The sequence below is a fragment of the Psychromonas ossibalaenae ATCC BAA-1528 genome (genome assembly GCF_000381745.1).
GTDB classification, from domain to species: Bacteria; Pseudomonadota; Gammaproteobacteria; order Enterobacterales; family Psychromonadaceae; genus Psychromonas; species Psychromonas ossibalaenae.
This window is the reverse complement of sequence record NZ_KB906980.1, coordinates 34172-54857: the sequence shown is the minus strand read 5'-3', so window position 1 is coordinate 54857 and position 20686 is coordinate 34172. Positions and strand designations below refer to the sequence as shown.

Below are 20686 nucleotides of genomic sequence, written 5' to 3'. Positions count from 1 at the left end.
CGGGTTTGTTATTAATTGTGAATGAATATAACTTTCTTTTTTCTAATTCCTAATTCTCAGGGTTACTATGACGACAAAATATATTTTCGTAACTGGTGGTGTTGTTTCATCACTAGGTAAAGGTATTGCAGCAGGTTCACTGGCTGCTATTCTAGAAGCACGTGGTCTTGACGTAACAATTCTGAAACTTGACCCGTATATTAATGTTGACCCTGGCACAATGAGTCCTACCCAGCACGGTGAAGTTTTTGTTACAGATGACGGTGCTGAGACCGATCTTGATTTAGGGCATTACGAGCGTTTTATCCGCACCCGTATGACTAAACGTAATAACTTTACAACGGGTCGTATCTACTCTGATGTTTTAGCAAAAGAACGTCGTGGTGACTATCTGGGCGCAACTATTCAGGTTATTCCACATATTACCAATGCAATTCAAGAGCGTGTTATTGCCGGTGGTGAAGGTCATGATGTTGCTATTGTTGAATTAGGCGGCACGGTAGGTGATATTGAATCACAGCCTTTCCTGGAAGCAATTCGTCAGTTAGGTTTAAAAGTAGGCCGTGAAAATGCGATGTACATGCATTTAACACTGCTGCCTTACCTGAAAACTGCCGGTGAAGTGAAAACTAAACCGACACAGCACTCAGTAAAAGAGCTGCGTAGCCTGGGTATTCAGCCTGATATTTTGATCTGCCGCTCTGAAGTGAGTTTCCCTGCCAACGAACGTGCAAAAATCGCACTATTCTGTAATATTCAGGAAAAATCTGTAATTTCATTACGGGATGTAGATTCTATTTACAAAATCCCTGCTTTATTAAAATCACAAGGTCTTGATGAGATCTGTGTAAAACGTTTTGGTATTGACTGCCCAGAAGCAGATCTAAGCGAGTGGGAGCAGGTTGTTTCAGAAGAAGCAAATACAACCAGTGAAGTTGTTATCGGTATGGTTGGTAAATACATTGAATTACCGGATGCCTACAAATCAGTTAATGAAGCATTAAAACACGGCGGCTTAAAAAATGCCGCGTCAGTAAAGATCAAATATATTGATTCACAAGATGTTGAAGTTAAAGGTGAAGAAGCACTTAAAGGTATTGATGCCATCTTAGTCCCTGGCGGGTTCGGCGAGCGCGGTATTGAAGGTAAAATTTTAGCTGCACAGTACGCACGTGAAAACAAAGTACCTTATCTTGGTATCTGTTTAGGTATGCAGGTAGCATTAATTGAATATGCTCGTAATGTTGCCGGCCTTAAAAACGCACATTCAACAGAGTTTAAGCCTGACAGTGAGCAGCCGGTTGTTGGTTTAATTACTGAATGGATTGACAAATCTGGTGAAGTTGAACAGCGTACTGAAACTTCTGATTTAGGTGGTACTATGCGTGTAGGCGCTCAACTTTGTCATTTAAAAGAAGGCTCTAAAGTGATGGATATGTACGGAAATAAAGAAATTTTCGAACGTCATCGTCACCGTTATGAAGTAAACAACAATCTGCTTCCTATTTTAGAAAAAGCAGGTTTAGAAATTACCGGTTTATCTGAAGATAAAAAACTAGTAGAAATTATTGAAAATCCAAATCACCCATGGTTTGTTGCTGCGCAGTTCCACCCGGAATTTACATCAACACCACGTGACGGCCATCCTTTATTCAAAGGTTTCATAAAATCTGCGATAGATCATCAACAAGGCCGATTTAAATAGTTTTTATTGACCCTATCACTTTATTTTGTTAAAAAATTACAAAATAAAGTGTAGCAAAATTACATAAGCAATTTTTAATATTATTTTTACATACAATCAAAGGAACAATTATGTCTAATATCGTAAAAGTACTTGGTCGCGAAATCATGGATTCACGTGGTAACCCAACTGTAGAAGCTGAAGTTCACCTAGCTGACGGTTCTATCGGTATGGCTGCTGCACCATCAGGTGCTTCTACTGGTTCACGTGAAGCTCTAGAGCTGCGTGACGGTGACAAAGGGCGTTACCTAGGTAAAGGTGTTCTTAAAGCTGTTGAAGCTGTAAACGGTCCAATCGCTGAAGCACTAGCTGGTAAAGATGCACTAGCACAAGCTGAGCTTGACCAGATCATGATCGACCTAGACGGTACTGAGAACAAAGCTAAATTCGGCGCAAATGCTATCCTAGCTGTTTCTCTAGCTGCTGCTAAAGCGGCTGCAACTTCTAAGAAAGTTCCTCTATACGCTCACATCGCTGACCTAAACGGTACTTCTGGTGTTTACTCTATGCCTCTTCCAATGATGAACATCATCAATGGTGGTGAGCACGCAGATAACTCTGTAGATATCCAAGAATTCATGATCCAGCCTGTTGGCGCTGCTAACTTCCGTGAAGGTCTACGTATGGGTGCAGAAGTATTCCATAGCCTTGCTAAAGTACTTAAAGCTGACGGTCACTCAACTGCTGTTGGTGATGAAGGTGGTTTCGCTCCAAACCTTGAGTCAAACGAAGCTGCACTTGCTGCAATCAAAGTTGCTGTTGCAAACGCAGGCTACGAGCTAGGTAAAGACATCACTCTAGCGATGGATTGTGCTGCATCTGAGTTCTACGACAAAGAAGCAAACATCTACGATCTTAAAGGTGAAGGTAAGAAATTCACTTCTGAAGAGTTCAACTTCTTCCTACAAGATCTTACTAAAGAATACCCAATCGTTTCTATCGAAGATGGTCTTGACGAGTCTGACTGGGATGGTTTCGCACACCAGACTAAACTAATGGGTGATAAAATCCAATTAGTTGGTGACGATCTATTCGTAACAAACACTAAGATCCTTAAGCGTGGTATCGACAACGGTATTGCTAACTCAATCTTAATCAAGTTTAACCAGATCGGTTCTTTAACTGAAACTCTAGCAGCAATCAAAATGGCTAAAGACGCTGGTTTCACTGTTGTTATCTCTCACCGTTCTGGTGAAACTGAAGATGCAACAATTGCTGATCTAGCTGTTGGTACTGCTGCAGGCCAAATCAAAACTGGTTCTCTAAGCCGTTCTGACCGTGTTGCTAAGTACAACCAGCTTCTACGTATCGAAGAAGCTCTAGGTTCAAAAGCACCTTACAACGGTCTTAAAGAAGTTAAAGGTCAGTAATCACTGATTTTTAAATATTAAGATTTTAAATCCTCACTTCGGTGGGGATTTTTTTTGCCCGCTATTTAGTAAACAAAGAACATTAAGCCGTTCTGACCGTGTTGCAACTCTTTGTTAACTACGGGCAAGCAACAAATATTGATTCAATTTATAACTTATAAATTGAATCAATATTTAACGTAGCTAAGTTGATCTAGGCTCAAAAGCACCTGCATTTACTTCAGTCTTAAAGAAAAGGTCAGTAATATTTACTGAGTTTTAAACGATAAGATTTGAAACGCTTCTTCGGAAGCGTTTTTTTATGTCTGCGGTTTATAAATATAGGTGCAAAGCACCATCATTCACTTCAGTCTTAAAGAGAAGGTCAGTAATTCTGATTTTTAAATTTTAAGATTTAGAATCCTCACTTCGGTGGGGATTTTTTTTGCCTGCGGTTTAGCGGATGAAGAGCTTTAAGCCGTTCTGACCGTGTTGCTCTAGGCGCTGAAACACCTCAACCTTAAAGAGAAGCTCAGTAATTCTGATTTTTAAATTTTAAAGATTTTAAATCCTCACTTCGGTGGGGATTTTTTTTATGTGTAGGAAAGACTATGATGGCTTAGCGAAAATACAGATACTGGAAAATTATTATGATCGACAAACTCGGCATTTACCCGGCAGCAAAACAGATCCGCAGTCCCTTTTATAATGAGCGTCCCGCTGATGTTCAGATTAGCTTATTAGTGATCCACTGTATCAGCCTTCCCGAAGGTATATATGGCGGGAAAGCCGTTGAGCAGCTGTTTACCGGCTGTTTAGACTGCAGTGAAGATCCCGGCTTTGCAGACCTGCAGGGCTTAGAAGTATCGGCGCATTGTGTGATCCGCCGTGATGGTCAAGTGGAGCAGTATGTTCCTTTTGCAAAACGTGCCTGGCATGCAGGTTTTTCTTGTTTTGCAGGTATTGAAGGGTGCAATGATTATTCTATCGGTATCGAGCTGGAGGGGACAGATAAGAGTGCTTATACAGAAGATCAGTATCGGGCGCTTGCTGCATTAACGGTGCAGATTCAGCAGTGTTATCCGGCAATCACAAGGTCGCGGATAACGGGACACAGTGATATTGCACCGGGGCGAAAAACGGATCCCGGTGCTTTATTTGACTGGAATTATTATTTCCGTTTGTTAGCTGATTAACTTCTGCAGCTGTGAGCGCAGCTGCTCAATTTTCAAACGCTGCTGATTGTGTACATCACAATTACTAAGTACATACTCGATAGTGCTTAGTACCGTCCGCCAGCGCGGTGCTTTAGGTAAGGTTTCTAAATGCAGGTATTTATCAAGAGTACGGGTCTGCAGTGTGCTGCGGTCTAAATAAACTCGCCATAAGCGGCTTTGTTCGGCTAGTTCAAATTTAGTTTGATTACTTTCTAATTCCCAGTATTCCAGTGTTCGGTTCATGACATCTACTAGTACCTCGCGTTTAAGCTGGTTTTTATCTGCTCCTTTGCCTTCAACTTTATCCACCAGGCGGGTGAATTCGCCGCCTAACTCTTTTAATGACTGTAACTGTCTGCTGTCGCCGTCAAAGGCATAGCTGGAAAGGGCATCGACGGCATTTTCTAAGTTAGTGACCCGCTGCGCATCATAGTTATCATCAATGCAGAAGATAATCAGGCTGTGCAGCCCTGACTGCTCAGGCAGAGGGATAACTGAAGCGGTTAAGCGTTGAATTTTACCTTCGATATAAATATCAATTTCATGATTATGCTTGTTTTTATTTTCTAAGCTGCGTTTCACTACCAAATCATCAAGCTGATAATGCTGCAGCTGCTGCAGACTGCGTTTGAATAACTTACCGGCGTTGCGGTTGGCAAAATGGATTCTTTCATCATTGCGGATACACAGGACGGCATCTGGGCTATGCTCAAGCAGGGTCAGCAGGTTACCCTGCGTTTCTAACAAGTCTGCTTCTATCTGCTCCTGATTTTTAAGGGTTTGACGCAGCTGTATGTTACTGTTATTCAAACGCTGAGTCTGACTTGCCTGCAGATGGGCATTGATTCGGGCTGCCAGCTCTTTCTGATTAAAGGGTTTACTGACATAATCATTCGCCCCGGCCTCAAAACCTCTAATACGGTCCTTACTTTGACTTAATGCTGTCAGCATAATAATCGGCAGACTGCCGGCATCAAACTCTTTACGCACAGCCTGACAAACTTCATAACCGCTCATTCCCGGCATCATGACGTCTAATAACAATAATGCCGGTATTTCCTGCTCTATAAGATCAAGTGTTTCTACACCGTTTGGTGCGGTTTTTACGCGGTAACCTTCGAGTCTTAAAAAGCTGGTTAATACCTGTAAATTGACTGCTTCATCATCGGCAACAATTAATAACGGAGCATCCGGATTATCGGGCAAGGAGTCGGTTGTAACCGATATCTGTTCATAGGGAGCAGGAATATCAAAATGTTTAACCGCATTGGGCAAATTTGTTTCAGAGACTGCTACTGCTGATGCCAGGGGCAGGGTGAAGCTGAAAGTGGTGCCTATCTGCGGCTGGCTGCTGACATATAAACTGCCGCCCATTAATTCAATTAAACGCCGGCTGATTGACAGCCCTAGTCCTGCACCCTGGCGGTAATAGGGGCTGTCTACATTAGCCTGAATAAGTGGTTCAAAGATATGTTCAAGCTGGCCTGCTTCAATACCGCTGCCGGTATCTATGACCTGCACCTGCAGGTTCGTTTCCATTATACTTGCGCAGATAATAATTTTCCCTTCACTGGTATATTTTATCGCGTTGCCGATCAGGTTGTATAATACCTGTTCTAAGCGTTGTTCATCTGCAGTCACCAGCGGCAGCTGCTCGGGGACTTGGTTAATTATTCTTAACGGTTTGTTATTCAGGAGGTGACTGGAGAGTTCTAAAACCAGGTGTACTGCAGATGATAAATCAACCGCATGTTTGTTAATGTATAAATTACCATAGCGCATTTTATGGTAGTCGAGCAGGTCATCAACCAGATTAGATAAACGCATGCCGCTGTTATTGATTATATCGAGCTGATACAGCTGATCTTTATTAAGGGGGCCGTAGGCACCGGATGATAACATCTCTGTGATACCCAGCATGCCGTGTAACGGAGTGCGAAGCTCATGGGAGGTAGTGGCTAAAAATTCATCTTTTAATTTATCGCTAAGCTGCAGCTCGTTATTCTGCTGCTGAATAAGTGTCAGGTTGGTTTCTAGTTCTTTATTCTGTTTATTAATCAACTGCAGTTTTTCACTTACTGAGTGTTTCATTCGTGCAAAACTGACGGCCAGCCTGCCTATTTCATCCTGGCGCTCAGTTCCTGTCATTTCCTGCTCAAGATCTCCGGCGGCCAGACGCTCTGCAATCCAGGCTAAATTAAGAATAGGGGCGGTAATTGAATTGGATAAATAATGTGAAGCAATAACGACCAGTGCAATAGCAAGCAGCAGAGTGATGATAAATACCTGTTCTAGTTGTTTTATCCGTGCGTAGGCTAATTTTTCCGGCAGCTCAACTGCTAATGCCCAACTTTTCCCTAGCACAGATATCGGTGTAAAGGCTGCCAGTACCTGGTCTCCCTGTGTATTACTGAAGCTGTCAACCGAAGTGAAACCGTTAATTGCCTGTAGGATACTGTCGGTTTGGCTCTCGCTATTTTGCTCCTGTGCAGTTTTGATCCGTGAGCGGGAATTACCGTCAGTTAATAATGTCCGCTGCTGGTGCCCGCTGGATTTAGCAAGCAAAGTACTTAAGTGAGTATTATCAAGTTTAAAAATAACAAAGCTGTGCAGGTACCCCTGCTCTTTTATCGGAGCTGCAAACCAGGCAGGCTCTTCTGTTCCCTGCTTCTTAAAATCAGAAAAAATTACCGGCGTTATTTTTTCGTCTGGATTGATTTTAACGTGCTGAGCAACTGTTTTAAAGGTTTCTGCCAGCGGACTGTTCTGATATTTACCGTTAAGCAGGTTAGTACCGTAATAATCGAATTTGCGGGTAGAATAGACAATCGTGCCTTTTAAATTAACCAGAAGAATATCGCTAAAATCAGATCGAGCCAGCAGGTCTGAATAGAGGTGGTGGTAACGTTTATGGATCAGACGGTAGCGTTCACTACCAAGGTACTCGGGTGAATCGCGTTTTATTTTACTGTTAATAACATCTCCAGAGCCGGTTTCATAACGTCTTTGTGCATGTATTTGTGCTTCCTGGGTAGTATTACCTAAATGCTGGAACGCCTTTACCAGTCCGTAAAAACGTCCGCCGCTGGAGATGCCTAATTCTGAGCGTGCAAAGCTGCGGACTTCAGACTCCTGGGCTTTGAAATAACTTTCTACCTGCTGCTGCTGATTATCACGTTGAGTCGTCAGATGGGTTTTAATCTGTTCGCTTAAATCCTGACTTTGCGTGTATAGGTAAAATAACGAACTCAGAGTTAACGGCGTAATGCTGAGCACCAGGAAAGCGACCATTAAGGTGTTTTTAAGTTTTTTGAAGTAGTTAATTTTAATCATAGAAACTTTTTAAGTGATAACCCCAAGTAGTCTTCATTTTGTCTCTCTTTCAGGAGATGGATCTGTTAAGCGATAATTTTTTTAATTAAACCTATTTTCTCAGCCGTAATAAATACATCAAATATGTAACATCAATTTAAGAGAACAACCTTAATTTGCTAGGCAAAATATTCTAGTTAAAGTTATCACAAAGCGGCATTATTTCTTATCACTTTAGTCTTTTAAATAGAATTGTTAAGTAAAATGCGAGAGAAGTCACAACGAATCGGCAAAATGCAGGAAGAAAAAATCATGAACTGTAACAAATCAAAGTGCTATCGTTTTTTTATGCTCTTTTCTTAAGTGTTGCTTATGTGTCGTTGTAAGTGGGCGCTAACGTAATCTTTCTTTGTGTTGTAAATAAAGGTGATCTACAGCAGATAAATATGTTTATAAAACAAGCATAAAAACGTTGAAAATAACGTTTTTAACGGAGTTTTAAAGGCTTTTGACGTATTTAACGGAGAGAGGAATTGACTCTTTTGAACTGCTGTAGTTTTCTTAGCAGCGAAAGCCGGACATGAGAATGTTTCAGAGTTTAAGTGGCCATGGTTTGAATGGAATTTTTCAATAGGTTAGCACTCAGATAAGAGTGAATACGAGACTCAAGAATGAGCTGCTAGGCACTCAGGATGAGACATAAAACTTATTGAAAAATGTTTGTACGTATAAATATTATTGAAAAATATAGAGTAAGGAATACAAATGTTTGCCAATTTTAAAAAAACGAAAATAACTGCACTTGTTCTTTCAGCAGCTGCTGCGGGTTTGATTACACCGCAAATTGCTCAAGCTTCAGATAAAAGCGAATTAACAATTGTTTCTCACCTATACCCTACAAGTATCCGTAACTTTAATCCGTTCCTGGGTACTGCTTTACGTACAACACTCGGTTTTGTATACGAGCCGCTGGTTATCTTTAATGAGATGCACGCTAACAAACCTGAGTTCCGTTTAGCCACTGGTTTTGAAATGGCTAAAGACCTAAAATCAGTAACCTTTGATATCCGTAAAGGTGTTAAGTGGTCTGACGGTGAAAAATTCACTGCAGATGATGTTGTGTTCACATTCGATTTAGTGAAAAACACAACCTCTCTAGACCAGACCGGTGTTAATAAAGTTGTTACTTCGGTTAAGAAAATAAATGAATACAAAGTTGAGTTCACTTTAGCTGAAGCAAACTCTAACGCACCTTACGAAATAGTTCGTGTACCAGTTGTAGCACAGCACGTATGGAGCAAAGTTGACAAGCCGGATACATTTACCAATGAAAACCCTGTAGGTACTGGTCCGTTTACTGAAGTGGATGTGTTTACTCCTACTTTATACACTCAGTGTACTTCTGCAACATACTGGGATGCAGATAATCTAGATGTTGACTGTATCCGTATGCCGCAAATTGCAAACAACGATCAGTTATTAGGCAAGGTTATCAATTCTGAGCTGGACTGGTCTGCTTCATTCATTCCAGATATCGACAAAACATACGCATCTAAAAATCCAAATCATAAATACTGGTTAACGCCGGCAGGTACTCAGGCATTTGTTGTTAACTTCAAAAACCCTGATGCTGCTAAAAATGAAGCACTGACGAATGTTGATTTCCGTCGTGCATTCTCAATGGCGATAGATCGCGAAACTATTATTGATATCGCATTCTACGGTAACGGTGTGGTGAATGATTTTGCTTCTGGTTTAGGTTATGCGTTTGAAGCATGGTCTGACGAAGCTGTTCATAATAAATACAAAAAATTCAATACCTACAATGTTGACGGCGCTAAAGCCTTATTAACGAAAGCCGGCTTTAAAGATTTAAATGACGATGGTTATGTAGAAACTCCGTCTGGTAAATCATTTGAGCTGATTATTCAGTCTCCAAACGGCTGGACTGATTTTAACAACACGGTACAGCTTGCTGTTGAAAACTTAGAAGAAGTAGGTATTAAAGCTAAAGCACGTACGCCTGATTTTGCGGTATACAACAAAGCGATGCAGGATGCGACTTATGATGTAGCTTACACTAACTACTTCCACGGTAGTGACCCGCACAAATACTGGGACAGCGCGTACGCGTCTAAGTACCAGACAGCAACTGCGCCGCGTTTTGCTATGCACCATTGGAAAAACGCTAAAGTTGACGCTTTATTAGCAAGCTTCTACAAAACGGCTGATAAAGCTGAACAGATCAAGATGGCAAACCAGATTCAGGCAATCATTGCTGCTGATCAGGTAACCATTCCAGTTATGTCCGGCTTAAACAGCTTCCAATACAACACAAGTCGCTTCAGCGGCTGGTGGAATGCAGACAATGCGAAAGGCCGTCCAGGCATCTATGCAGGTATTCCTGAGCGTGTTCTACAGGTATTAGACTTAAAACCGATTAAATAACGTTAACCAAAGGCACACATTGTGTGCCTTTTTTAATTAAACCGTTATTTGTTAAATATAAGTTAACAGTTCTATAGAAGTAAGTTTTGGCGCATCTATTGTGCGCCTTTTTTCCTCGCAATTTTTTATTGTGGTGACTGTTTTACCATGATGATTTTTCCATTCCGCTTACGCGGACAAGTAATGGATTATTAAGGTGTAAGTTATGGGATTTTTCTTAAGACGTTTATCGTTTTACTTTATTGCGTTGCTCTTTGCAGCAACCTTGAACTTTATTATTCCACGGGCAATGCCGGGCGATCCGGTAACCATGATGTTTGCAAACGCAACTACTCAAGTAACACCTGAGCGTATCGCTGCCATGAAAGAGTTATTAGGCTTTGTTGACGGTCCTCTTTATGAGCAGTTTTTTATCTACATCAAAAGTGTTCTTAGCTGGGAGTTAGGCACTTCAGTGCAGTTCTACCCGTTATCGGTAAACTCTGTACTGGGTAACGCATTCGGCTGGTCTCTGTTCCTCGCCGGTAGTGCAGTATTATTATCATTTACTTTAGGCTCTGTACTCGGCATTTTTGCCGCCTGGCGCCGCGGCAGTAAGTTCGATACGATTTTTTCCCCCGGCATGTTGGCTGTTCAGTCTGTACCGCAAGTGGTTATTGCGATGATTCTGATGTTTACTTTTGCTATCGGTTTAGGTTGGTTCCCTACCGGTAATGCCTACACGCCGGGACTCACTCCTGACTGGACAAGCTGGACATTTCTAAAAGATGTCGCTTACCACGCAGTATTGCCGTTAATTGCAGCTTCGATTGTGCAGGTCGGCGGTTTCCTTATCAACATGCGTAATAATATGATCAACTTGTTAGCTGAAGATTACATCACTATGGCTAAAGGCAAGGGGCTGAGTGAAAACCGTGTGGTATTTAACTATGCGGCGCGTAACGCTATGCTGCCGAGTGTCACTGCGCTGTCTATGGCGCTGGGTATGGCTATCGGTGGTCAGATGATTGTGGAAATTATTTTCAATTACCCCGGCCTTGGGACAGTTTTATTGAATGCAATCAATGCGCGTGACTATCAGGTACTGCAGGGGCAGTTACTGGTAATGACACTGTTTATGCTGTTCTTCAATTTATTAGCCGACATGCTTTATGTTGTGCTGGATCCTCGCCTTCGTAAGGGAGCTTAAGAATTATGAAAGGTTTGATTAAATTACTGTCAAATAATCCGAAAGCATTATTCGGCTGCAGCATCCTGTTTATATTTATCTTTATGGCGGTATTTGCACCGTTAATTACCGGGCATGTACCAGATAAACGTACTGGTAAACCGCATGAATACCCAGGGGCTATTGTGAAAATGGCACAAGCTTCTCCAGACGGCTGGGTGGCGCAGAACTTAGCTGATGATAAGCGAAAAATGCTGATGTCTAAAAAAGCAGATCATGTTTTAGGTACAACCCGCATGGGGCGTGATGTCTGGGCGCAGGTTGCCTACGGCGCACGTGTATCTCTGGCGGTTGGTTTCGGCGCAGGTATCGTTGTTTGTTTCTTAGCAACAGTGGTCGGTATATCAGCAGGTTACTTCGGCGGTCGTGTCGACGACATATTAAGTGCGGCGATGAACATCATGCTGGTTATTCCTCAGTATCCGCTGCTGTTTGTATTAGCCGCCTTTATCGGGGAGGCGGGGCCGTTAACCATTGCACTGATAATCGGTATGACCTCCTGGGCATGGGGGGCGCGGGTAATACGCGCACAGACCATGTCATTAAGAGAAAAAGAGTTTGTAAAAGCCGCTGAGGTATTAGGAGAGTCGCGTATACGTATTATCTTTATTGAGATTCTGCCAAACCTGATCTCAATTGTCGGAGCAAGTTTTATCGGTTCGGTCAGCTACGCAATCGTGACTGAAGCAACTATCTCATTCTTAGGTCTTGGTGACCCGGGCACAATCAGCTGGGGCATTATGCTCTATAACGTGCAGACTTCATCGGCGATTCTGATCGGCGCCTGGTGGGAGTTATTAGCGCCGTGTTTAGCACTGTCAACGCTGGCAATCGGTCTTTCCATGCTTAACTTTGCCGTTGATGAAATTGCCAATCCGCAGTTGCGCTCTAATAAGGGCATGAAACGCTGGGAAAAAATGGCTAAAAAAGATAAAGAATCACGTACCCCGCATACAGCTGTTCCAAGCTTTGCTGGTGTAAAAGACTTAGCGGGCGGAGAAAAATAATGACTACACCTCAAATATCTATCCGTAATTTATGTGTTGACTACATCACTGCTGATGGTGATGTACGTGCGGTAAACAATGTTAGTTTTGATATCGGCAAAGGTGAAGTATTCGGCCTTGCTGGTGAGTCTGGCTGCGGTAAATCAACGGTTGCTTTTTCATTAATGCGCCTGCATAAGCCGCCGGCTTATATCAGCGGCGGTGAAGTTCTCTTTGATGATGGTAACGGTGCAAAAGACATCATGAAGTACAGCGATGGTGAAATGGGCATCTTTCGCTGGAGTGAAATGTCCATGGTATTTCAAAGTGCGATGAACGCTTTGAATCCGGTTATCCCGATTGTTGATCAGTTTACCGATGTGATTATGCGTCACACCGATAAAAACAAATATGAAGCAGTAAAACGTGCAGAGCAGCTGCTGCAGATTGTTGATATTCACCCTAATCGTTTATCAGACTATCCGCACCAGTTCTCCGGCGGTATGCGTCAGCGTTTAGTGATTGCTATTGCCTTAGCGCTTAATCCTAAATTAATCATTATGGATGAGCCGACTACCGCGCTTGATGTGGTGGTACAGCGTGAAATATTACAAAAAATCTATGCCTTAAAAGAAGAGTTTGGTTTCTCTATTTTATTCATTACCCATGATCTGTCGCTAATGGTCGAGTTTTCAGACCGTATCGGCATCATGTACTCAGGTGAGTTAATTGAAGTTGCCGCCGCTAAAGACATTTTAGAAAGCCCTTACCATCCCTATACACATGGTTTAGGAAGTTCTTTCCCGTCATTAACCGGACCTAAAGCTGAACTAAAAGGTATTCCGGGAAATCCGCTTAATCTGCTGGATCTGCCGCAGGGCTGTCGTTTTCAGGCGCGTTGTGAACGTGTCACTGATATCTGCCGCAGGAAAGCGACGCAGCTGCGTGATGTCCAGGCAGGGCATCTCTCTAATTGTCATCTTGCTGTCGGCGGCCAGCCGATTGCGATTGTTGAAACTGAGGCTGTCGCGGTTTAGGACCTTCAGATTAGATTATTTAAGGAAATAGTTATGAGTAATAAGTACGGTGAACTTCTGGTTGAAGGGCAGAATATCGTCAAAGACTTCAAGGTCAGCAGTAATGCATTAAAACAGCCGCTGATGCGCGCATCTAATGATGTCTCTTTTAAAATGTACAAAAGCCGCGGTATGGCTGTTGTAGGTGAATCCGGTTCCGGTAAATCTACCATTGCTAAAATGATAGCTAAAATGTATGCCCCGACAGCCGGCAAGATTTTATATAAAGGGCGTGATATTCAGACCATTACACATCGTAAGGAGCTGATGACCTACCGGGAAGGTGTGCAGATGGTCTGGCAGGACCCGTTTGGTTCTTTAAATCCGACCCATAATATCTTCCACCATATTGCCCGTCCTTTGAAGATTCATAACAAGGTCAGCAAGGGTAATAAAAAAGAGCTGGAAGAGCGCGTCTACGAACTTCTTGAGCAGGTTGGCCTTATTCCGGCTAAAGAAACTGCTGCTAAGTTTCCGCATCAGCTTTCCGGCGGTCAGCGTCAGCGGGTTAACTTAGCGCGTAATATTGCGGTGGGGGCTGAAGTAGTACTTGCCGATGAGCCGACCTCGATGCTAGATGTTTCTATCCGCGCAGGGGTACTTAACCTGATGCAGGAAATGAAATTTGATCGTGAAATGTCACTGCTGTACATCACTCATGATATTGCCACTGCACGTTATATCGCTGAAGATCTCGCGGTAATGTATGTTGGTCATATGGTTGAGTGGGGAGATACCGATCAGATCATTCATGATCCGCAGCACCCCTATACACAGCTGTTGGTTTCTGCTGTACCCGATCCGGGCAAATCGATTCATACCAAACTGGCAGGCAACAAGGGAGAGATCCCTTTGTGGACACCTGATTCAGTTGGCTGTCCTTTTGCCGGCCGTTGTTTACATGCTGTACCTCGTTGTAAAGACGAGATGCCGGCGGCTAAGCAGCTTGCTGAAAACCACTTTGTCCGTTGTCATTTACACGAGTAATGGTAAATGCCTGCGATTCAACTCTCCTTTGAATCGCGGAACATCGTTCTAAAGTGGTCTTCCCCGGGCCGTACGGCTCGGGGATTCTTTTTTATAGTAGATCAGATAATTAAGCGCTTTGAAAAGCAACCTTGTTATCTTAACGGACATCTGGAGGTTAAGTGGAGCTGCTTAGCAATCATATAGGTTACGAGCGTTTTGGGGCTAAGCAGGCCGTCCTGCAGACTGAAACGTTTTTAGAATTACCCGCAGTAAAATTAGTATCCGCAGAAAATGGAGAAGTGATTAAACACCTGCCGATTTTATCCTCCGGTTCAGTTGACCAATGGAGCCATAGATACTTTTATCTCGTTGATTTTTCTGATTTTCAGTTGTCAGGTTCATATTTTCTTCGCTGCGGTGACAGTACATCACATACTTTCCTGATTGCTGAAAATATTTTAATGCACAGCAGTTTTTCTGATGTTTTACATTATTTCAAATCACAGCGCTGCACTGGTACTTTTGATCAGCACGATAAGCAGGCACCTGTTTTGGGAAGTGATAAAAAAGTTGATGTACACGGAGGCTGGTATGACGCATCGGGGGATATGAGTAAATATTTCAGCCACCTTTCCTATGCCAATTATATGAATCCGCAGCAGATCCCGATGATCGTATGGAATATGTTTAAAGGTTTAGATTTATTACAAGACAGCCCGGACTTTGCGACCCATTCAAAAATTCGCCTGCAGGAGGAAGCTGTATTTGGAGCCGATTTTCTGCTTCGCATGTTCAGTGAAGAGGGCTATTTTTACCTGACGGTTTTTGATAAATGGAGCAAAGATCCAAAGCAGCGCGATATCTGTGCCTACGAAAAACAAAGCGGTAATAAAACGGATGATTATCAGGCTGCTTTTCGTCAGGGAGCCGGCATGGCAATTGCCGCCCTTGCCCGAGCATCACGAAGCCCTGAAGGTGGAGAGTATGATGCACAGCAGTATCTGAACTGTGCTGAAACAGCTTACTGGCACCTGAAAACCTATAACTGCAATTACTGTGATGACGCCGTTGAAAATATTATTGATGAATATTGTGCATTAATCGCAGCGGTAGAGCTTTTCAGCACAACAGAGCTGGATAAATACCTGCAGGAAGCACGTTACTGGGCGGCACAGTTAAGCAGGCGTCAGCAAAGCGATGCCAGTCACAACCATTTCTGGTCTGCTAATGCCGACGGTTCACGTCCCTATTTTCACGGCGCGGAAGCCGGCCTGCCGGTTATTGCACTTTGTCAGTATCTGGAGATTGAAACAGATCTGCAGCAGAGAGAGCTGTATCAGCAGATATTAATTAATGCACTGAATTTTGAGCTGTCTATCAGCAGTGAAGTTTTTAATCCGTTTTCTTATCCGCGTCAGTACGTTAAATCTGTTAATGGTGAAAAACGCAGTGCTTTCTTTATTGCTCATGATAACGAGAGCGGTTACTGGTGGCAGGGGGAAAATGCGCGTTTAGCTTCATTAGCCTGCATGGCTTATTTTGCTAAACCCTGGGTTAATGATGCAGAGATTACTGCTCAACTAGACAAGTTTGCGCAGGGATCGCTGAACTGGATCCTGGGATTAAATCCATACGATATGTGCATGCTGGATGGGGCGGGTTTTAACAATCCGGATTACCTGCCGGAATTAGGTTTTTTTAATGCCAAAGGCGGCGTTTGTAACGGCATTACCGGCGGTTTTGAAAATGAAAATGATATCGCTTTTAACCCGCCTGTACATGGCAGAGACATGCTTCAGAACTGGCGCTGGGGTGAACAGTGGATCCCGCATGCCGGCTGGTATCTGCTGGCTGTGACTGCGCAGTATGCAGATCAGCAGGAGGTCTGATGAAGTATTTTGCCTTAATTAGAGAAGGAGTAAGAGATGAATTTTAAAATAGATCTCGCAGTTCTCGATGCACAAGAGATGCGCCTGTCTTTAACCCTGCATAATCGAACGGATGCAGCGCTTTCTGACTGGCTGCTGACTATGGATTTTGCGCGTTATATTTTTCCTGAGTCACTGAGTAAAGGTGCAGTAAAACAGGTCGGAACCTTCAGCAGGTTAACACCGCCTGCAGCTGAAATTATTGCTGCTAACAGTAGTTACACTGTTGAATTTAAAATAAAATCTGCGCCGTTTAGTAATTATGAATGCGGTATCAGAGAAGCATTCATTTGTGATGCTTCGGATAATTACCAGAAAACGACAGTGGTATCTATTAATCCGGTTAGTTTAAAACTGCCGGTGCAGAAAACAGTGAACAAAATTACTGCTAAAGCTGCTGCCGGCGCAGTTATTCCACAGCCAGCTTCGCAGGTCAGTCTCTTAGGTGTTTTTGAGTTATCGGCAGATACACAGATTAATTCTCAGTATGAACCGGCCATGGCCGCCAGCGACTGGCTGAGTGCAGAAATTACACAAGCATCGGGTTTTACACTGGGAAGAAGTGTCGGCGGCACTGTCTCTTTAGTATTGGATGAACAGATGCCGGTTTGTGCTTATTCGCTTTCTGTTAATCCAAACAGTGTGCTGATCAAAGCAAATTCGCAGCAGGGTTTTGTGCATGCCTGCGCTACTTTAATACAGTTAATTAGCGGGGCAGAGCGGCTGGACAATGTGATTTTATTACCCTGTCTGAAAATTAATGATCAGCCTCGTTATCAGTATCGTGGTCTGATGCTCGATTGTGCCCGCCATTTTCATTCTATCGCTACGGTTAAGCGTCTGATTAAGCAGTTAGCCTTATACAAATACAATTATTTTCACTGGCACCTGACTGATGATGAGGGCTGGCGGATTGAGATAAATGCATTTCCTGAATTAACAGAGATTGGTGCATGGCGGGGGCCGGGCACTGAGTTAGAGCCGCAGTTTTCACATTTAACTGAAAAATACGGTGGTTATTACACGAAGCAGGAAATCCGCGAGGTGATCAGCTATGCCGAACAGTTTGCCATTACAGTGATCCCTGAAATAGATATTCCCGGGCACAGCCGCGCTGCCATTAAATCACTGCCGTATCTACTGGCGGATCAACAAGACAAGTCGGACTATTTAAGCATTCAGGCTTATACGGATAACGTGCTGTCTCCTGCACTGCCGGGTACCTATCAGTTCATCGATAAAGTAATCGATGAAGTTTGTGCTCTGTTTCCTTCACCTTATATACATATCGGTGCAGATGAAGTGCCAGAAGGAGTCTGGAGCAGAAGTGAAAAATGCCGTTTATTAATGGCTGAGCACGGGTATACGGAAACAAAAGAGCTGCAGGGGCATCTGCTTCGGTATGTGGAAAACAGACTGCATAAACGCGGCAGAAGAATGCTTGGCTGGGAAGAAGTTAAACAGGGTGACAAGGTCAGTAAAGAGACGGTTGTTTACTCCTGGATAGGTGAGCAGGCTGGGTTGGAATGTATACAGAACGGTTTTGATGTGGTGATGCAGCCAAGCCGCTATACCTATTTCGATCTGGTTCAGGATTATGCGCCGCAGGAGCTGGGTGTTGACTGGGCCGGTACTCTGCCTTTAGAGCAGGCTTATAGCTATCAACCTCTGAAACTACTGGACCAGGATGACCCGTTAAGGTCACGCATATTAGGGGTGCAGTGTGCACTATGGAGTGAGGTGGTGCTTAATCAGGATCGGATTGACCATATGCTTTTTCCGCGCCTTCTAGCGAATGCTGAAGTCTGCTGGTCACAGCCGAAAAATCGTAACTGGCAGAACTTTCAAAGCCGACTGCAGGGACATCGTCGCTTGTTAACCGCGCAGGGTATTAATTTCAGAGAATTTTAACAGCAGATTTAATATTTAAATCAGAATAATTATTTACAACTAATTCTACTACAGAGTAAGGAAGCAAAATGAAATACGGTTTTTTTGATAATGACAACAGAGAATACGTTATCACACGCCCGGATGCACCGGCGCCATGGACTAACTACTTAGGTACAGAAAAGTTCTGCACCGTAATTTCGCAGAATGCTGGTGGTTACTCTTTTTATAATTCACCTGAATACAACCGTGTGACTAAATTCCGCCCGAATGCGTCATTTGATCGTCCCGGACATTATGTTTACTTACGTGATGATCAGACGGGGGACTACTGGTCTATCTCATGGCAGCCGGTAGCGAAAAGTTTAGATGAAGCGGATTACGAAGTACGTCACGGTCTGTCTTACTCAAAATTTAAATGTGTTTATAACGGTATTACTGCAACGAAAACCCTGTTTGTACCAAAAGGCGAAGATGCTGAGATCTGGGATGTGGTAATAAAAAATGACGGCGATAAAGCACGTACTATTTCTGCCTTTTCGTTTGTTGAGTTTTCATTCAGCCATATTCAGTCAGATAACCAGAATCACCAGATGTCTTTATACTCTGCGGGCACCTTATACCAGAACGGGGTGATTGAATACGATCTTTATTACAACACCAATGAACTTGATGGTTATTATTATCTGGCTTCTTCTTTTGAACCTGATTCATACGACGGTCAGCGTGATGCATTTTTAGGTGCTTACCGGGATGAAGCAAATCCGATCGCGGTTGAAAAAGGCAGATGTTCTAACTCTGCACAAACCTGTAATAATCATTGTGGTTCTCTGCATAAGCAGTTTGTGATCCAGCCGGGTGAAGAGGTGCGCTTTGTTTACATTTTAGGTATCGGCAAAGGTAACGGGGCTAAATTACGCACCAAATATCAGGACCTAAGCAATGTTGATAGCGCTTTTCAGGAGATTAAAGATCACTGGGAAAGCCGCTGCAGTAAATTCCAGGTTAAATCGCCAAACGCCGGTCTTGATGCCATGATCAATACCTGGACCTTGTACCAGGCAGAAACCTGTGTTGTCTGGTCGCGCTTTGCATCATTTATTGAAGTCGGCGGGCGAACTGGTCTTGGTTATCGTGATACTGCTCAGGATGCGATTTCAGTACCGCATTCAAATCCTGCAATGACCCGTAAACGTATTGTTGACCTGCTCCGTGGGCAGGTTAAAGAAGGTTATGGTTTACATCTGTTTGATCCGGACTGGTTTGATCCGGAAAAAGCGGATGTTGTGCCGTCTAAATCACCAACTGTTGTACCAACACCTTCTGATGATGACAAAATTCACGGTATCGATGATACCTGCAGCGATGACCATCTGTGGATCGTACCGACGATTTGTAAATATGTCATGGAAACCGGTGAAGAGAGTTTCTTTGACGAAGTGATCCCTTATGCCAACGGCGGCGATGCAACTGTTTACGATCATATGAAAGCTGCTCTTGATTTCTCTGCTGAATATGTCGGCCAAACGGGGATCTGTAAAGGTCTGCGGGCTGACTGGAATGACTGTCTGAATTTAGGCGGCGGCGAGTCATCTATGGTGTCTTTCCTGCATTACTGGGCACTGCAGGAGTTTCTCGATCTGGCTAAATATCGTGACAAAGTTGCAGACATTGAAAAATATACGGCAATGGCTGAGGGCGTTCGCGCCGCCTGTGAAAAACACCTTTGGGATGAAGAGGGCGGCTGGTATATCCGTGGTTTAACTAAAAATGGTGAAAAAATCGGTACCGCACAGCAGACCGAAGGCCGTATTCATCTTGAGTCAAATACACTGGCGGTATTATCTGGTGCGGTATCACAAGAACGTGGTGAAACTGCGATGAACTCGGTTGATGAACACCTCTATTCTGAGTTTGGTTTACACCTTAACTCTCCGTCATTCTCAACACCTAATGATGATATTGGTTTTGTTACCCGTGTATATCAGGGCGTAAAAGAAAACGGCGCGATCTTCTCGCACCCTAACCCGTGGGCCTGGGTAGCAGAAGCTAAATTAGGTCGCGGCGATCAGGCGATGAAGTTCTACGATGCACTTAACCCTTACAACCAGAATGACATGATTGAGACACGTATTGCAGAACCCTATTCATATGTGCAGTTTATTATGGGGCGTGATCATCAGGATCACGGGCGTGCTAATCACCCGTGGTTAACGGGGACATCCGGCTGGGCATACTTTGCGGTCACTAACTTTATTCTAGGTGTACGTTTAGGTTTTGATGGTCTGATTGTGGATCCTTGTATCCCGACTGACTGGCCGGGATTTGCAGTAACACGTGAGTGGCGCGGTGCTTTGTTTAATATCAAAATTGAAAATCCAAATAATGTCAGCAAAGGTGTTAAATCAATCACTTTGAACGGCAATATGATCCATGGTGCCGTTCCGGTACAGGATACAGGAAGTGTTAACGAAGTTATCGTGGTAATGGGCTGATTCAATAAAGGGGCTTCGGCCTCTTTTTTAATATTCAGCTTATA

12 protein-coding genes are annotated in these 20686 nt (G+C 43.4%); 11 read left to right on the top strand and 1 reads right to left on the bottom strand.

What is annotated here, in order from left to right:
* Positions 1-67 precede the first annotated feature (67 nt).
* The 3 genes from G327_RS0108895 (at position 68) to ampD (ending at position 4289) form a co-directional block, all read left to right on the top strand.
* Positions 68-1705, top strand: coding sequence for a CTP synthase (locus G327_RS0108895; protein ID WP_019614417.1), 1638 nt, complete (start codon positions 68-70; stop codon positions 1703-1705).
* A gap of 110 nt (positions 1706-1815) precedes the next feature.
* On the top strand, positions 1816-3114 hold the full coding sequence (eno, locus tag G327_RS0108890) for a phosphopyruvate hydratase (protein WP_019614416.1): 1299 nt from the start codon (positions 1816-1818) through the stop codon (positions 3112-3114).
* Between the two features lie 629 nt (positions 3115-3743).
* The gene (gene ampD / locus G327_RS0108885) at positions 3744-4289 is read left to right on the top strand and encodes a 1,6-anhydro-N-acetylmuramyl-L-alanine amidase AmpD (RefSeq protein WP_019614415.1); all 546 of its coding nucleotides are present in this window, start codon (positions 3744-3746) and stop codon (positions 4287-4289) included.
* On the opposite strand, the gene G327_RS0108880 is transcribed toward ampD, so the two are convergent.
* Positions 4278-7643, bottom strand: a complete 3366-nt coding sequence (locus G327_RS0108880; protein ID WP_019614414.1) for a response regulator — start codon at positions 7641-7643, stop codon at positions 4278-4280. The genes ampD and G327_RS0108880 overlap by 12 nt on opposite strands.
* Before the next feature lie 744 nt (positions 7644-8387).
* Here G327_RS0108880 and G327_RS0108875 point away from each other — a divergent pair.
* The 8 genes from G327_RS0108875 (at position 8388) to G327_RS0108840 (ending at position 20642) form a co-directional block, all read left to right on the top strand.
* Positions 8388-10070 carry an ABC transporter substrate-binding protein gene (locus tag G327_RS0108875; RefSeq protein ID WP_019614413.1) on the top strand — a complete coding sequence of 561 codons (1683 nt, stop codon included), beginning with the start codon at positions 8388-8390 and terminating at the stop codon, positions 10068-10070.
* Positions 10071-10275: 205 nt separating this feature from the next.
* Positions 10276-11259 (top strand): ABC transporter permease, encoded by a 984-nt coding sequence (locus G327_RS0108870; protein ID WP_019614412.1) that lies wholly within the window; start codon positions 10276-10278, stop codon positions 11257-11259.
* A 5-nt stretch (positions 11260-11264) separates the two neighbouring features.
* On the top strand, positions 11265-12305 hold the full coding sequence (locus tag G327_RS0108865; RefSeq protein ID WP_019614411.1) for an ABC transporter permease: 1041 nt from the start codon (positions 11265-11267) through the stop codon (positions 12303-12305).
* Positions 12305-13321 (top strand): ABC transporter ATP-binding protein, encoded by a 1017-nt coding sequence (locus tag G327_RS0108860; protein ID WP_019614410.1) that lies wholly within the window; start codon positions 12305-12307, stop codon positions 13319-13321. The genes G327_RS0108865 and G327_RS0108860 overlap by 1 nt, the downstream gene beginning before the upstream one ends.
* 33 nt (positions 13322-13354) lie before the next feature.
* Positions 13355-14347, top strand: coding sequence for an ABC transporter ATP-binding protein (locus G327_RS0108855; protein ID WP_019614409.1), 993 nt, complete (start codon positions 13355-13357; stop codon positions 14345-14347).
* A 161-nt stretch (positions 14348-14508) separates the two neighbouring features.
* A complete protein-coding gene (locus G327_RS0108850) occupies positions 14509-16218 on the top strand; it encodes a glycoside hydrolase family 9 protein (RefSeq protein ID WP_019614408.1) in 1710 nt (569 codons plus the stop codon).
* A gap of 36 nt (positions 16219-16254) precedes the next feature.
* The gene (locus G327_RS0108845; protein WP_019614407.1) at positions 16255-18168 is read left to right on the top strand and encodes a beta-N-acetylhexosaminidase; all 1914 of its coding nucleotides are present in this window, start codon (positions 16255-16257) and stop codon (positions 18166-18168) included.
* A 68-nt stretch (positions 18169-18236) separates the two neighbouring features.
* Entirely contained in the window at positions 18237-20642 is a 2406-nt protein-coding gene (locus tag G327_RS0108840; protein ID WP_019614406.1) for a glycoside hydrolase family 94 protein, read from the top strand.
* Positions 20643-20686: the final 44 nt, after the last annotated feature.